This window comes from Halovenus halobia (genome assembly GCF_051414135.1).
Taxonomy (GTDB): Archaea; Halobacteriota; Halobacteria; order Halobacteriales; family Haloarculaceae; genus Halovenus; species Halovenus halobia.
On sequence record NZ_JBLKOA010000002.1, the window covers coordinates 393667 to 407551 of the forward strand.

Consider the following 13885-nt stretch of genomic DNA (forward strand, 5'->3'; position numbering starts at 1 on the left):
GGAGCGTGCGGAGGGTGCGTGGTCGCGTCAGCAGGGAACCAACAGAGAGAACCCATGTCGACCGTGGGGGCGTTATTTGTTGTACTCCTTACCGAGGAGCAAGCCAGCAATGTTTGCGCCGACGAGGCCGGTCATCAGCACCGGGGAGGACTGTGCGATGCCAGCCACGATGAGGCCGAGCAGTACGAAGGGGAGGACGATTGCAGCCCAGAAGCCGAGCGCCCGGAGCGGGTACTCTACGGCCGCGCGGAGGGTACTGTGACTGTGCTCGGAACCTGCGGTCGGGTCGGAGGGGAATGCACTTGACATGGGTTCGCTCTGTATTCACCCATTCGAGCTATCCCATCATATAAAGGGGAGATGGTTAGTGAGATTTCGCTCCGTTTTCGCTCGCTCCACGATAAATTACGCAGTTTACAACTCTCTAATTCGTTTTAATACTCGTTGAGAGATATTTAGAAGTTTTATCGGCACCACTAACGACGTCTCACGAAATCAGGCGATATCGCCGTCAGCGCTCGACGCGGACCGTTTTGCGACGGCAAATCGGGTCGAGTGGCAGTTCTGGAAACACGACGCGAATCTCGAAGTCGAGTTCGTCGGTGTCGCCGCCGAAGACACCAACCGGGAGTGTTGCTTCGCCAAGGTAGGTGCTCTTCGTAGTCATTTCGACGCCGTTGACCGTGGCAGTGAGAGTGGCCCGGGCGCTGCCGGCCGTCGAACGGACAGTTACCTCCTGCAGGTCACGCTCGCCCGCCGGGATGGTCTCGGGAAACCCGCTCCACTCGACCGCGACAGCCGGTAACTCGGCCGCGCTCTCGACAAGTTGTTCGGCAACACCTTCGGAGAGCCCAGCCGCTGCGAGTTTCGTGGGTGTTGCTGCTGCCACCTTGGCTGGCGAGTCGTAGCCCGCAGCGGCGAGTGTGCCCGCCCGCGTCGACCCGACGCCATCGATAGCCGTCAGCCCGACCGCGTCCGCGCTGACCCCCGTCTCGACACGGGCCTCGACTCGGCAGACCAAGTTGGCCTGTGTTGCGGTCCCAAACCGGTCGACGATGGCTCGCAGTGACGCGAGGAGTCGGAGCGAGTTCTGTCGAATCACCCACGCGTCACTGCGCAACGCGGCCGGCGTGGTGTTGTTCATCGCCGACTTCAGGATAGCCAGCACCTTCCGGCTGCCAGATTCGAGGTCGGCAGCCTGCTCGCCGAGCACTGCCTCGATAGCGTCCTCTTCGTCCGACCGGGCGCTGACGCTGTCGAACTCCGCGGCCGTCGCGACGGCAGTCAGCACTTCCAGTTCCGTCAGGTCAGTCCGGTCGGCGAGCGTGCCGAACCGCCGCGCCGTCGAGAGTTCGAGGTAGAACTTCGAGGTGAGACGACCCAGCGGCGTCGGTTCGACGGCGAGGCCATCCATCTCGACGAACTCGTTTTTGACGAGCCACTCTAAGGTCTCACTAACCCGGCTGCGGAGTTCGTCGCCGGCAACGTACTCCGAGCCACGGTTTGCGCGCACGAAGTAGAACGTCGTCTCCAGCCAGTCCATCGCGTCGTCGATATCTGTGACCGTGCCCAGCGCAATTTCGGCGTTGAGATGCACTGCCAGGTCACTCGCTGGCGGGCCGCCCTCGTCCTGATTGGTGCTGCGGTCAGCCAGCCGAGATTCGATTCGTTTGCCCTCAGAGAGCAACTCCCGGTATCGACTCACCGAGTCACCATCACAGACAACCCACGCGTAGCCCCGTTCGTCGTAGCCCGGCCGGCCCGCACGCCCGAGCATCTGGAGGACGTCCAGCGGACTCATCTCAACTTCTCCCTTCAGTGGGTCGTGGTGTTTCGTATCGCGGATGACGACGCACCGAGCGGGGAGGTTGACACCCCACGCCAGCGTCGACGTCGAAAAGAGCAACTGAATCTTGCCCTCACGAAACCACTGCTCGACGAGATTTTTGTCCTCGCGAGCAAGCCCGGCGTGGTGGAAGCCGACGCCGTCGAGGACGGACTTTCGGAGCGTGTCGTTGCTCAACTGCTCGGCGTCAGTGTGGAAATCGTAGTCCCCGCGAGCGCCCATCGGAATATCACGCTCGGCAATCTCGTCGCGGGATTTCTTCGCGGCCTGCACGGTATCCTGTCGCGAGGCGACGAATACGAGCGCCTGTCCATCCTCGCGGATGTGTGGTTCGGCGCGGTCGAGCGCCCGGTAGAGGCGGCGGTACTTGTCGGCGAATGCGTTCTCGCCGTGAGTATAGGTCGTCACGTCGGCTTCCAAGGGGACTGGGCGGTACTCGTCGCCGAAGGAAAACGTCGTCTCGTCAGGGGCATCGAGCCACGCCGCCACGTCCTCGACGTTTGGCATCGTCGCCGACAGCGCAACGACACGGGGGTCACAGAGTCGCCGGAGTCGAGAGATGGTTACTTCGAGGACACTCCCGCGCTGTTCAGAATCCAGCAGATGTACCTCGTCGATGATGCAGCAGTCGATGTCCGTCACGAAGGAGTACCGCCGAGAGTCGTGTTTTCGCGTCGCAGAATCGGCTTTTTCGGGCGTCATCACGAGTACGTCCGCGCGCTCAGCTTTCCGGGAGTTCAAGTCACGTTCGCCCGTGACGACGTACACCGAGTAGCCGAGGTCCTCGAACCGTTCCCACTCGCGTTCTTTCTCGTTGGTCAGCGCGCGCAAGGGGGCGAGAAACAGTGCCGTCCCGCCGGCGTCGAGTGTTCGACAGATGGCCACCTCCGCGACGGCAGTCTTGCCGCTGGCGGTGGGGGCGCTGACGACGACGTTGTCCTCAGTGTCCAGCAGCGCCGGCAGCGTCTCCGATTGCATGCGGTTGAACCGCTCGAAGGGAAACGCCCCAGCGAAGTCCGGCAGGACATCCGAGACGGCGATTCCCGTCTCGGCGTCGGCACTGTGAGTCACATCGGGTGACGGGGGTCAGCAAGTATAGGCGTTTCTGTCGCGGGTTGCTGTTCCGCAACAGCGTGGGTCACGCCGGCTCTTCTTCGATCCGGTCGACGATGAGATTGCGAAGTTCCGAGCGGTCTTCGATGTTTTCCATCTCCTCTTTTTCGATGATTGCCGTCCCGTCGACTGCCTCGCGGCGGGCACGGTCGACGACGTAGACTGACTGGGTTCGAGTGACGCGGCCGACCGAGGACATGATTTTCGCGCGTTTCTCGGCCGTCTTGGTGAACTCGGAGTGGCCGGTGAGCATCTGTTCCTGTTCGCCCTCGTCTTCGCTGACAGTCTTGAACGGCGCGCGGTCGGTCGGATGGACCTCGTAGCCGACCCGGGTGAGAACCGTGACAATCGCCTCGTCTTCCTCAGCCACGTCCGGGCCATCTGGTGGCTCCTCCGTGTCGCGAACTGACTCGCCGCCGTCTTCGAGCACCGACACCGGCGAGGTCAGCGGCGCGTCGAAGAGGTCTTCGAGTTCGGCCGCCACCTCGACGCTGGCGTCCATGCCGTCCTCGTACTTCGAGACGGTGCGCCGAGAGACGCCGAGTTCTTTCGCCAGTCGGCCCAGCGACCAGTCGCGGTTCTGGCGAACGTCCTGCAGCACTTCGCTATCGATGTTGACGTAGAGTCCGCCGGGCGCGGCGTAAATGAGCGGCGGGACTTCCTCGACGAACAGGTCCATCGCAGTGTCCGGCGAGAACACCGGCACGCCGTTACGGAAGTAGACAACACCGGGGTCGAGTTCCTCGTCACGGGTGCGCAGGCCGATGACAATCGGCGTCGCGTTCAGGTAGGTGCCCAGTCGGCGCATCTCCGCGCCGGTCCGGGCGTCGAAGGCGTCGATGTTGCCGAGAATCTTGACCAACAGTACGTCTTCGCCCCGGCGTGCCGCAACGTCGAAACTTTTCGGTCGGATAGCACAGCGGTCGCTGACCAGGAAGCCAGCGTCTTCGAGCATCGCCGTGACGTTTCCGACCAGTGCTGACCGGGACATAGTTCTATCCGAGGTTAGCTAGCCACACCTTATATGAGTTGTGGCGCTATCGGGGCCAATTCGGGCGGTTTCTCCGAAAGCCGTTTTATTGCGGCCGAAGTAACGCTGCCCGTGACCATCGTCGGCATCGACGACACCGACTCCCGAACACTCGGGATGTGTACGACCTATCTCGGCGCTGAACTCGCGGGACTGCTCCGAGACGCTGGCGCGACTGTCGAGCGCACGCTGCTCGTCCGCCTGAATCCTGCCGTCGAACACAAGACCCGAGGGAACGCTGCCGTCGCCGTCCACTGCGACATCGACCCAGCTAGCGCACACGAAATTGTCGACGAGGTGCTCGACCGCGCGGCGACGGAAGACGACCAGACGAGTCCGGGGGCCGTCGTGGCCGACTGTTCGCCCGATGCTGTCCCCAAGTCAGTTGCCGAATTCGCCGTCGATGCCGTCCAGACGCGTCACGACCTCGCCGACGCGCGAACACTGATTGCGGAGTCCGGATATCGTTCGGCGACACGAGCGGGTGGCCGAGGCCGAATCGGCGCGCTCGCGGCCGTTGGGGCGTGGACAGCCTTCGAGGAGTGGACCTACGAGTGTATCTCCTACCGAGAGCGCGAGCGATGGGGGAGCGAGCGAGCGGTCGGTCACGACTCGGTGTTTGCGGCCGCCGAGAATGGGTATCCGGCCGTCTGGGACACGGTCGACCGCGTCGAGGAGACGGCGGTCTGCGTCCCCCGAACGCCGTGTCCGATCTTGCACGGTATCAGGGGCGACGACCCCGACGCTGTCCGCTCGGTGGCCGAGCAAATCGAGAGCGAAGCCGTTGCGTCCCGGCACCTGTTCGTCACCAACCAGGGCACCGACGCGCATCTTCAGGCCGGACGGGTCGCGAACGTACAGGACGGCCACAGCTACCGCCTGACTGCGACCGTCGCATCAGCGCCGGAAACACGCGAGGGCGGCCACGTCTTTCTCGAACTCGAAGACGACGAGCGACTCCAAGCCGCGGCGTTCGAGCCGACGAAACGCTTCCGTGACCGCGTGCGAGCGCTCCGTCCGGGCGACAGAATCACCGCCTGCGGCGAAGTCTCGGACGGCACGCTGAAACTGGAGAAGTTCGCACTGCGTGAGCGCGTCGAGTCGGAGCGCGTCACGCCGGACTGCCCCGACTGCGGCCGGTCGATGAAGTCAGCAGGCGCGAACGCGGGCTATCGCTGTCGAGACTGTGCAACGAGTGCGCCGGAGAAAGTCAAGCGAGCACTCGAGCGCGACATCGAACTGGGCTGGTACGAGGTGCCGCCGGTCGCGCGCCGGCACATCGCCAAACCGCTGGTCCGGGGTGGATTCGACGGGTCAACCAATCCCGAACGGTGAGCCTTGGCCCGTGTCGGAGCTACCGAAACAGTTCCCTCGTGATTTTGTCAGAATGTGCCGTGGAAGATGGAAGGCACGTGTCGGTCGCTGCGGTTTCTGGTGCTGATAAAAAAGAATCAGTAGAGACCATCTCTAGCGTTTATATGCGAACCCAGATCCGTGTTCGGTATGAGGAAATTCACTATTGTAAACACTAGTAGTCGGTGCCATTAATTACGTATGTCAACTTATGGTGTGTATGCGCCGAAGAAGCTTGATAAAAGCCGGAATCATGTCATCAGCAGTACCAGTAATAGTACATCAAGCTAGCACCTCCGGACGGGCGGACACAGATGTTATCTCTGAGATAACCCTTCCGCAGGATGGTGCCAGAGGGCTAGGAGCAACAGTAGTTGACGGTTCGTCAGCTTTTGCTGCTAGTTTTCCAGATGGCGAAGTATACTATGTGTATCTGGACGGTTCAAGTGACGGCCCGCTTCAGTACGAAGACGGGACATATCCTCCGACGATCAATGGAATCGGGATAAACAGTACACACGTGTACTGGAGTTCGAATTATGATTTAAGAAAAGCAGAATTCGGCTCTGACAAAGAACCGACTGAACGAGACATGCCACAGATAATCCAATCTGTCGCCACTGACGAAGATAATACTGTCGTGTGGGTCGGTGGTGAAGAGGGCAGAATTTGGGAGGTTGACCCCGATACCCTCGGTATTGAAAGTTCGATTAGTGTTAGCGGTTCAGTATTCGCTTTAGCATACGATGGTGATTACTTATGGATTGGTCATACGGACTCGGGTCAGATACAGCAATATGATACATCAACTAGAACTACGGTAGCGACTTACGATTACCCGAACGCCCAGACAATCTATGATTATGGGTATCTTGACAACCGCCTGTGGCTTTTGGGAGATGGGACACTGTATCAAACGAGTATAGACAAGTCGGTACCCAACGACACTCCCTCTGCATCGTTCTCGGTCTCTCAGAATAATCCAGAGGCCGGAGACACAGTGTCATTCGATGCATCGACATCGAGTGACCCTGATGGACGCGTCCAGTCGTACGAGTGGGACTTCACGGAAGACGGTTCAGTCGATGAAACAGGGGAGACTGCGTCCTACAACTACAACACCCCGGGAGAATACACGGTTTCTCTCACTGTCACAGACGACGATGGTGCTACTGATAGTGCTACCCAAACTGTGACAGTCACTGAAATGAACGAGCCACCAGAAGCACAGATATCAATCTCTCCGTCTGAGCCGGAAGTCGGCCAAGAGGTCACCTTCTCTGCTGGTGGCTCCTCGGACCCCGACGGGTCGATCTCGACGTACGAATGGTATCTCTCGGGAGACGGGTCAGTTGATGAAACAGGAGAAACTGCGTCTTATCTGTACACTAATTCCGGGGAATACACGGTTTCGCTGACTGTCACAGACGATGAGGGTGTAACTGATGACATTACTCGTACTGTGACAGTCACGGAGATGAGCGAGCCACCGGAAGCACGGATGTCAGTCTCACCGTCTGAGCCGGAAGTCGGCCAAGAAGTTACCTTCTCTGCTGGTGGCTCCTCAGACCCTGACGGGTCGATTTCGACGTACGAATGGGACCTCACGGGGGACGGTTCCGTAGAAACGACGGGACAGGAGGTAACCTATACGTATGACTCCTCGGGCGAGTTTTGGGTCACACTCACTGTCGTTGATAGCGATGATTTGAGCAGTGAAACTCGAAACCAAATCACTGTGCAGGCTGGTGGAACTGACGAATCGGACGAAGAACAGACTAGCGGTGATGGGTCCGACAGCAACACAACTGACGAATCTGGGCCAGGATTTGGAATCGGAAGTGGGCTTGCTGGTATCGGTGGATCGCTATACATGTTGAAGCGTCGGCTTGGTGACGAGCAGAGCTCAGAATGACGAATTAAGTGTCTCTATTCAGCATTCTGCATGTGACAGCAACAGGCCGGGTGATTCCAACATTCCTGAATAGAGGGCGCATATTGACCAGTCGTGGAGTGAGAGTATAACTCAGCCCGCTGACCGCACGACGAAACGAGACGAGTAGTACTGGCGAGAGTATCTCACCGCAGGGAGCCACATATTGAACTCAGCCTCAACATCTTGTACAGTAACTGGCAGTAATATCAGCAGACTGTCTTTGTTTCACCAGATTTGGGAACTGTCTTGCCGACCAGTCACTCGGCGAGACAGGCTGCAACCACCCGAAGAAGGCGCTCGCCGTGGACCTCCTCGGCGAACAGCGGAACACGCCGGACCGTGTGGCCCCGGAAGAGTTCTTGGGAGGCAGCGAGTGCCTCCTGCTGGACCTCCCAGCGGCGGGCACAGAAGTCACAGTCGGTGTGATTCGGCGCAACGACCCATTCAGGGTCGATGTCGGCAACTTCCGTCGGGTCCTGCATCACTCGGTTGACGACGACTGTGCCGACGGGGATACCGAAGCCGTCGAGACGGTCGAGCAGTCGTTTCGACTCCTGAACGCTCAGTTCCTCGGGCACCATCACGACGCGGAAGTCCGTGCGTGCCGGGTCCCGAAGCAGGTCACGAAGGCGCTCGATCTGTTCGGAGAACTCCCGAAGGCTCGCCTCGGCGTCCTCGTCGTCATCGCCGAACAGCCCCCCAACTAGCCCGCTCATCTTCTCGCGCATCGTGAGTATTTTGCCGGCCATCGAGTCGAGCATCTCCGGCAGTTCCAGCAGGCGCAGCGTGTGTCCGGTCGGCGCGGTGTCGACGACGACGCGCTCGAATCGTGGGTCATCGAGATACTCCAAGAGGAGTCGAATGGCTGCGGCTTCGTCGGACCCCGGCATCGACCCGCCGAGTGGGTCCGGGCCGTCGCCGAGCATCCCCGCGAGTGGGTTCGCCTCGCCGCCGAAGGGGCCATCTTGCAGGGCAGCCTCGGGGTCGATTTCGGCAGCATAGAGTGGCATATCGTCACGGACCTGTGCCGGTTCGCTCGGGACATCGACCGCCAGCGTGTCCGACAGCGAGTGGGCCGGGTCGGTTGAAACTACCAGCGTCGGAGTGTCGTCGCGGGCGCTCGCGAGCGCAGTCGCGGCAGCCATCGTCGTCTTTCCGACGCCGCCTTTCCCACCGTAGAGAATGTACTCGGCGGCATCGATACCGGTCGGGACGGCGGCGTCATCGACGGGAACATCCTCGACTGGCTCGACATCGACGTTCATACGCGGCGCTATGCGCTGGTCGGTTGTGTACCCGTCGAAACCGTTGTTACCGTTCGGCGACCATCGCTTCCGCGAGGCGGTCGATTTCGGCCTGAATCGGTGCCAGTTCCTCGATACTGAGTTTGTTGTACGCCCGCTTGCTCCGGTCGGTGTAGTTCGGGACGACCTCGTGAGCACGCTTCGAGAGGGCTGCGAGGCGGTCGGCGTCAGGAATGTCGTCGATAAGGGGGAGTTCGAGTTCTGAAACCACCGCTTTCGAGAGACTGGATTTCCCGTCACCGGCAATCTCACGCAACGAGCGCTGGTAGACCGCGGAGTTCAACAGTGCACAGAGTGCGTGTGCGTCCCGCTCGTTGTCGAGGCTAATGAACATACAGTGGTCGCCGGGGACGACGAGTTTCTCGCCGAGCACGGGGTCCGAAACCGTGGAGACGACGGCAAAGTGTGGCTTGAATCCGAGGCGGCACCAGACCACCTTGTACGGTGCCCACGTGTACTCGCCGACGCCGAAGATATTGTAGAATCGGCCGCTGTCGAGCCACGACGAGGCGCGGTCAGCCAGTTGCTCGCGGTGGTTGTCGAGATACTCGTAGGTGGCGGGAGTGTGCTCGCGCAGGTGGGCCTCGTTGTCCTCGTCAGCTTTCTCCACGGGGACCAGCCTGAGGTCGTGACCGAACAGGCCGTACTTGACGATATGACGAGATTTGAGGTATGGAAACACGCGGTCAGGCTCCAGGTGGTCGAGTTGGTCGCGGTCGAGTCCAAATACCGCCTCGGCGTCGTCTTTGACGCCGTGGCGAATTTCGTGAGCGCACTGGCCGACTGCACCGTGGTCGCCGTCGGTGCGAACCCACGCTGCGGCCTGGTCTTCCGGGTCCAGTGGGGCGACGCTGGTGGTCGTCCGGGCGAGCGTATCCGTCATCGCCGAGAGGCTATCGAACGCTGGGTTGCCATCCTCAGTCCAGATGGTCGTCTCGACGGGAAACGATGAGTCGCTGTCCGCGCGAAGTGTATAGACTGCGGCGTCAGCACCGACCTGTCCCCCAAACGGAGCCAGCCCTGCGAAGTCGTGGATCTGCTCGACGGCGAGCGAGCGGTCACCAGCGCTGAGTCGTCGGAGGACAGCGCCCGCCGGCCCGGTGAGGAGGTCTCGCTTCAGGACGACACTCGCCGCGCCGTTGGTGTCGAGATAGCGGTCGAGACAGACCCAGACAAATGGCACGGACAGGTCGTCGTTGCTGTGTCCGAGCCGCGAAGACGCGCCGTCGTGTGGCAACAGTCCCAGTCGCTCGACATCACGCTCACGCAGGGAGTGTTTGAGTTCCTCGTCCAGTCGGTCCCACGTAAGCCACGGCGGATTCCCAACGAGATTGTCCACTGTTGGCTGGAATGGTTGGCCGCGGTAGCTGAGCGGCCTGTCGCGGGAGAGGCCAAGCGCGTCGGTACAGAACACCGGGAGTTCAATCTGGTCGACGGCCTGCAGGCAGTCACCGAGGGCGAGCAGATAACTCAGCTTGCTGGTCAGGACTGCGACGGGATTGGTGTCGATTCCAAGGACAGACTCGGTGGCGTGCTCGACGACAGCTGCGGGCGAGCGGTCAGCCAGCGCTCTCCGTTTCCGTTCGAGACAGACCCACAGAAAGACCCCGGAGCCACAGCCCGGGTCGAGGTACGAGGCTTCTGACTCGTCAGCAGACAACGACTCGACGGCGAGTTCGGCGAGGCCACGCGGTGTGTAGTACTCACCCAGCGCCAGCCGCATCTCTCGGGTGATAATTCGTTCGTACAGCGTCCTGAGCGCGCCAACGTCGAGGCTCTGGAGTGTTTCGGCAGACAAGTTGGGAAGGGCAATTCCAGCGTCGTCGGCAATCTGTTGGCGACACGCTGGGGGCGCGACGGGCTTGCGACCGCTGTTCGTTTGCGGGTCACGGTTCGTAACAGTCACGTCGTACGCTTGCTCGACGCTATCGATGAGTCCGGCAACGACGTACTCGACGTACAGCGAGTCGAGGAAATGTTCGCTGCCGTCACCGGACAGGTCGCCGTGGCTCTCAGTGAGATACCGTCGCCAGCGGTCGCGGGCGGCGCGGAGTTGGTCGTCAGTATCCAGTTGTTCGCGGGCCTGCTCGACGAAGCGCTCGTAGCGGTCGCTCGTCCGGTCGAGTGCGCTAACGTCGAGCGCCGGTGTCACGTGTGCTACACTACGGGGCCGGAATGATGTAGCTATCGCTACCGACCGCAGGCGTTATGAATCAACTAAAGGGTGGCCGAGGTATCGCTCCCAGAGTCCAGCACTGGCGCTGCCTTCGAGGGAGACCAAGAGTGAGACAGGCACAACTGCTTTTGCTGTCCCGGCCAAGCTATGGTCGTGTCACGGTTCGATGCCGTCGTCTTCGACCTCGACAACACACTCTGTCGGAACACCCACGACACGACGGCACTATACGAAGCTGCCTTCGAGCAGGTCGGCGTCGAGCCCTTCGGCCAGCCTGACGAACTCTGGGCAGTGCTCGAGGGGCCGCCGGACCCTGACGACCGACTCGGCTATCTCGGTGCTGGGTTCGCCCGCGTTGCAGCGCAGTACGGCCGCTCGGAGGTCGACCCGCTCGCACTCGCCGCCGCGCTCAGCGATGTCATCGACCACACCAACGTCGAACTGTTGCCAGGCGCGGCGCAGGCGCTCGAACGGGCACAGGCAAACGGCGCGGTTGGGATTCTCACGAACGGCCCCCAAAGCCGTCAGGAGTCGAAGATTTTGGCGCTCGCCCTCGATGAAACAGTCGAAACAATCGTCTACGCCGGTGATCTTGACCGGCGGAAACCCCACGTCGACCCGTTCGAGCAAATGCTCGACGCACTCGGTGTGCGCCCAGACCAGACGCTGTACGTTGGCGATTCGCTGGCCTACGACGTTGCCGGCGCACAAAATGCTGGCCTCCCGGTCGCGTGGCTTTGCGGCGACGAGGACGCCGGCAGGTACCGTCCAGAGTACACCATCAACTCGCTCGATGAACTTGGTGCTATTCTCGACGAATGAACGACCAGAACCTCGACAGCATTCTCGGCGACGTGCGCCCGGCGGCAACAGTGACGGGCACGACAGCGCTCGACCGCGGCAATCGCAAAGAGACGACCGTCGTTCGCTTCGCGGACGCTGACCCCGTTGTTGTCCAGCGCGCGGCCGACAGCAAGACGATTCAGACAGAAGCACGGCTGCTTGGCGAGATTGCCGACCGCACCACGATCCCCGTTGCTCGGCCGCTGTCGAGCAACAACGGCTGGCTGGTCACGCCGTACATACCGGGCGAGGACCTGCACGTCGGGTTCGTCGACCACTCCACAGCGCAGCAGGACTCGCTGGCCAAGCAGTTCGGTAACGGCTTAGCTCAACTGCACGAGGCTTTCGTCTTCGACCAGTCTGGTTCACTGTCAGTCATCGATGGGGAGTTGAGCGTCGTTCCCGACACAAGCCAGGTTGGCGGCGGACTCGAACTCGTGGCGGGCAGTTCAACCCAGGGTCCCCAGGGGTGGTTTACCCGGCTCGGCGAGGCCGCTGTTACCCGACTGCCCGAGGAGTTCGACGGCCTCAAACCGCAGCTCCGGTCTCTCGTTGCGCATCCACCGACAGACCGACCGACGCCGCGGCTCTTTCCGTGGGACTTCCGGCCGGGCAACGCGCTCGTCAACGAGGCCGAACTGGCCGCAGTGCTCGACTGGGAGGGACCGCTCGCAGCCGACCCCGCGCTGTCCTACGCCAAAGCCGAGTACCTGATCGCAGACTGGTACGTGCCGCGTGAGCGTGCTGAGAGACTCCGAACTGCATTCCGGCGGGGCTACGAGACGGTTCGGGACGTTCCAGCGCCCGCGGCTGCACACAGAGTGACCGCCATTGCCAGCACCGCTGTCGACTCTCGCGGGCAGGTGACAAATCCGAAGTATCCGCCCGTCGACCGCGAGGCTGCTGTCGAATTCCACCGCGAGGCGTTGCGCCGGGCGCTGGCGGAGACAGACAGATAAGACAGTATTTTTGGCTGCGGTGCATGGACCGGTGGTTGTCGCTGGGCGTGTTCGACGCAGTTCACGCTGACGACACAGAAAAGGTCACTGGCGGTGAAGTACCTGCTACGGCCGCGGGATTACGGAGTTGCGCCGCTGACGCTGCTCACAATCCTGTTCACCCCACAGAAACAGCAACCCAGCGAACTGCTCGCTGGAACGATTGTTGGGACAGACCGCTCGGACGCGAGCCGGCGGCTACGGGCCAGCAGCCAGCCGAACGACCGAGCCCGGACGCTGGCGATTACCCCTCGTACTCGGAGACCTGAACGAGTTGCTTGCCGATGTTGTCGCCCTCGAACAGACCGAGGAAGGCGTCGGGCGCGTTTTCGAGCCCCTCAGTGACCGTCTCTCGGTACTGGATTGTGTCGTTTGCAACCCACTGCCCGAGCTGTTTGGCAGACTGGTCGAACCGTTCGCTGAAGTCGCTGACGAGGAAGCCCTCGACAGTCGCGCGGGTCTGAATGAGGTTCATCAGTTTCCGCGGACCGGTCGGGAGTTCGGTCGCGTTGTACAGCGAAATCTGCCCACAGATTGCGACGCTGGCGTCGACGTTGAGGTGGTTGAACACAGCGTCGGTAATCGGGCCGCCAACGTTGTCGAAGTAGGAGTCGACGCCGTGTGGTGCTGCGTCTCGGAGTGCTGCGCCGTAATCATCGACTTCCTTGTAGTTGATTCCGACGTCGAAGCCAAGATCATCTTCGAGGAACTGGACCTTCTGGTCGGAGCCTGCGAATCCGACGACGCGAGCGCCGTTGAGCTTGGCAATCTGGCCTGCGACGGAGCCGACAGCGCCGGCCGCGCCGGTGACGACGAAGGTATCGCCAGCCTGTGGCTGGGCAACGTCGTTGACGCCGAAGTAAGCGGTGTTGCCGGGCATGCCGAGCACGCCCAGGTAGGCCGACAGTGGGCCGCGGTTCGGGTCAATCTGGGTGAGTTCGGCCGCGGGTGCGGTGGCGTACTCGGCCCAGTCGAGTTCGCCGGTAACGACATCGCCGGCCTCGAAGCCAGCGCCGTTGCTCTCGACGACTTCACCGACGACAGCGCAGTGCAGCGGTTCGCCGACATCCCACGGTTCGGCGTAGGACTCGGTGTCGCGCATCCGGTCGCGCATGTAGGGGTCGACGGACATGTAGATAGTGCGGACGAGTGCCTCGCCGGGACCCGGTTCTGGAATCTCTTCTTCGGCATACTCGAAGGCGTCTTCGGTCGGTGTGCCTCGCGGACGGTCTGCCAGCTTGTAGACGTGGTGTGTCTCAGCCATACCCTCCATTCACTCGGGGCCG

The 13885-nt window shown here is 61.5% G+C and carries 11 protein-coding genes; 5 read left to right on the forward strand and 6 right to left on the reverse strand.

The window, feature by feature from the left end; genetic code table 11:
* Nucleotides 1–72: 72 nt before the first annotated feature.
* The 3 genes from ACMGFM_RS08965 to ACMGFM_RS08975 form a co-directional block, all read right to left on the reverse strand.
* Nucleotides 73–309: a DUF8028 family protein gene (locus tag ACMGFM_RS08965; protein WP_436902162.1), complete on the reverse strand. Its 237-nt coding sequence runs from the start codon at nucleotides 307–309 to the stop codon at nucleotides 73–75.
* 202 nt (nucleotides 310–511) lie between these two features.
* A complete protein-coding gene (locus ACMGFM_RS08970) occupies nucleotides 512–2887 on the reverse strand; it encodes a DEAD/DEAH box helicase (RefSeq protein ID WP_436902216.1) in 2376 nt (791 codons plus the stop codon).
* Between the two features lie 97 nt (nucleotides 2888–2984).
* Nucleotides 2985–3950, reverse strand: a complete 966-nt coding sequence (locus tag ACMGFM_RS08975) for a transcriptional regulator (protein ID WP_436902163.1) — start codon at nucleotides 3948–3950, stop codon at nucleotides 2985–2987.
* Nucleotides 3951–4061: 111 nt separating this feature from the next.
* Here ACMGFM_RS08975 and ACMGFM_RS08980 point away from each other — a divergent pair, with 111 nt between their 5' ends.
* Both ACMGFM_RS08980 and ACMGFM_RS08985 read left to right on the forward strand, forming a co-directional pair.
* Nucleotides 4062–5324: a TiaS agmantine-binding domain-containing protein gene (locus tag ACMGFM_RS08980; protein WP_436902218.1), complete on the forward strand. Its 1263-nt coding sequence runs from the start codon at nucleotides 4062–4064 to the stop codon at nucleotides 5322–5324.
* Nucleotides 5325–5562: 238 nt separating this feature from the next.
* Complete coding sequence (locus tag ACMGFM_RS08985; RefSeq protein WP_436902164.1) at nucleotides 5563–7257, forward strand: PKD domain-containing protein; 1695 nt, start codon at nucleotides 5563–5565, stop codon at nucleotides 7255–7257.
* Nucleotides 7258–7535: 278 nt separating this feature from the next.
* Here ACMGFM_RS08985 and ACMGFM_RS08990 read toward each other — a convergent pair whose 3' ends face one another.
* Together ACMGFM_RS08990 and ACMGFM_RS08995 are read right to left on the reverse strand one after the other, a co-directional pair.
* On the reverse strand, nucleotides 7536–8543 hold the full coding sequence (locus tag ACMGFM_RS08990; protein ID WP_436902165.1) for an ArsA family ATPase: 1008 nt from the start codon (nucleotides 8541–8543) through the stop codon (nucleotides 7536–7538).
* 46 nt (nucleotides 8544–8589) lie between these two features.
* Entirely contained in the window at nucleotides 8590–10734 is a 2145-nt protein-coding gene (locus tag ACMGFM_RS08995) for an N-6 DNA methylase (RefSeq protein ID WP_436902166.1), read from the reverse strand.
* A 171-nt stretch (nucleotides 10735–10905) separates the two neighbouring features.
* On the opposite strand from ACMGFM_RS08995, the gene ACMGFM_RS09000 reads away from it, so the two are divergent.
* The 3 genes from ACMGFM_RS09000 to ACMGFM_RS09010 are packed head-to-tail and all read left to right on the forward strand — an operon-like array spanning nucleotide 10906 to nucleotide 12868.
* A complete protein-coding gene (locus ACMGFM_RS09000) occupies nucleotides 10906–11580 on the forward strand; it encodes an HAD family hydrolase (protein WP_436902167.1) in 675 nt (224 codons plus the stop codon).
* Nucleotides 11577–12560: a phosphotransferase family protein gene (locus ACMGFM_RS09005; protein WP_436902168.1), complete on the forward strand. Its 984-nt coding sequence runs from the start codon at nucleotides 11577–11579 to the stop codon at nucleotides 12558–12560. Before ACMGFM_RS09000 ends, ACMGFM_RS09005 begins: the two co-directional genes overlap by 4 nt.
* A 23-nt stretch (nucleotides 12561–12583) precedes the next feature.
* Nucleotides 12584–12868, forward strand: a complete 285-nt coding sequence (locus ACMGFM_RS09010) for a hypothetical protein (protein WP_436902169.1) — start codon at nucleotides 12584–12586, stop codon at nucleotides 12866–12868.
* Here ACMGFM_RS09010 and ACMGFM_RS09015 read toward each other — a convergent pair.
* Nucleotides 12844–13863 (reverse strand): NADP-dependent oxidoreductase, encoded by a 1020-nt coding sequence (locus tag ACMGFM_RS09015; protein WP_436902170.1) that lies wholly within the window; start codon nucleotides 13861–13863, stop codon nucleotides 12844–12846. The genes ACMGFM_RS09010 and ACMGFM_RS09015 overlap by 25 nt on opposite strands.
* Nucleotides 13864–13885 lie beyond the last annotated feature (22 nt).

What these genes read in the sequence shown, in the direction of transcription:
- ACMGFM_RS08965 (WP_436902162.1), bottom strand. Translation starts at nt 309, where the DNA reads ATGTCAAGTGCATTCCCCTCCGACCCGACCGCAGGTTCCGAGCACAGT.
- ACMGFM_RS08975 (WP_436902163.1), bottom strand. Translation starts at nt 3,950, where the DNA reads ATGTCCCGGTCAGCACTGGTCGGAAACGTCACGGCGATGCTCGAAGAC.
- ACMGFM_RS08985 (WP_436902164.1), top strand. Translation starts at nt 5,563, where the DNA reads ATGCGCCGAAGAAGCTTGATAAAAGCCGGAATCATGTCATCAGCAGTA.
- ACMGFM_RS08990 (WP_436902165.1), bottom strand. Translation starts at nt 8,543, where the DNA reads ATGAACGTCGATGTCGAGCCAGTCGAGGATGTTCCCGTCGATGACGCC.
- ACMGFM_RS09000 (WP_436902167.1), top strand. Translation starts at nt 10,906, where the DNA reads ATGGTCGTGTCACGGTTCGATGCCGTCGTCTTCGACCTCGACAACACA.
- ACMGFM_RS09005 (WP_436902168.1), top strand. Translation starts at nt 11,577, where the DNA reads ATGAACGACCAGAACCTCGACAGCATTCTCGGCGACGTGCGCCCGGCG.
- ACMGFM_RS09010 (WP_436902169.1), top strand. Translation starts at nt 12,584, where the DNA reads ATGGACCGGTGGTTGTCGCTGGGCGTGTTCGACGCAGTTCACGCTGAC.
- ACMGFM_RS09015 (WP_436902170.1), bottom strand. Translation starts at nt 13,863, where the DNA reads ATGGCTGAGACACACCACGTCTACAAGCTGGCAGACCGTCCGCGAGGC.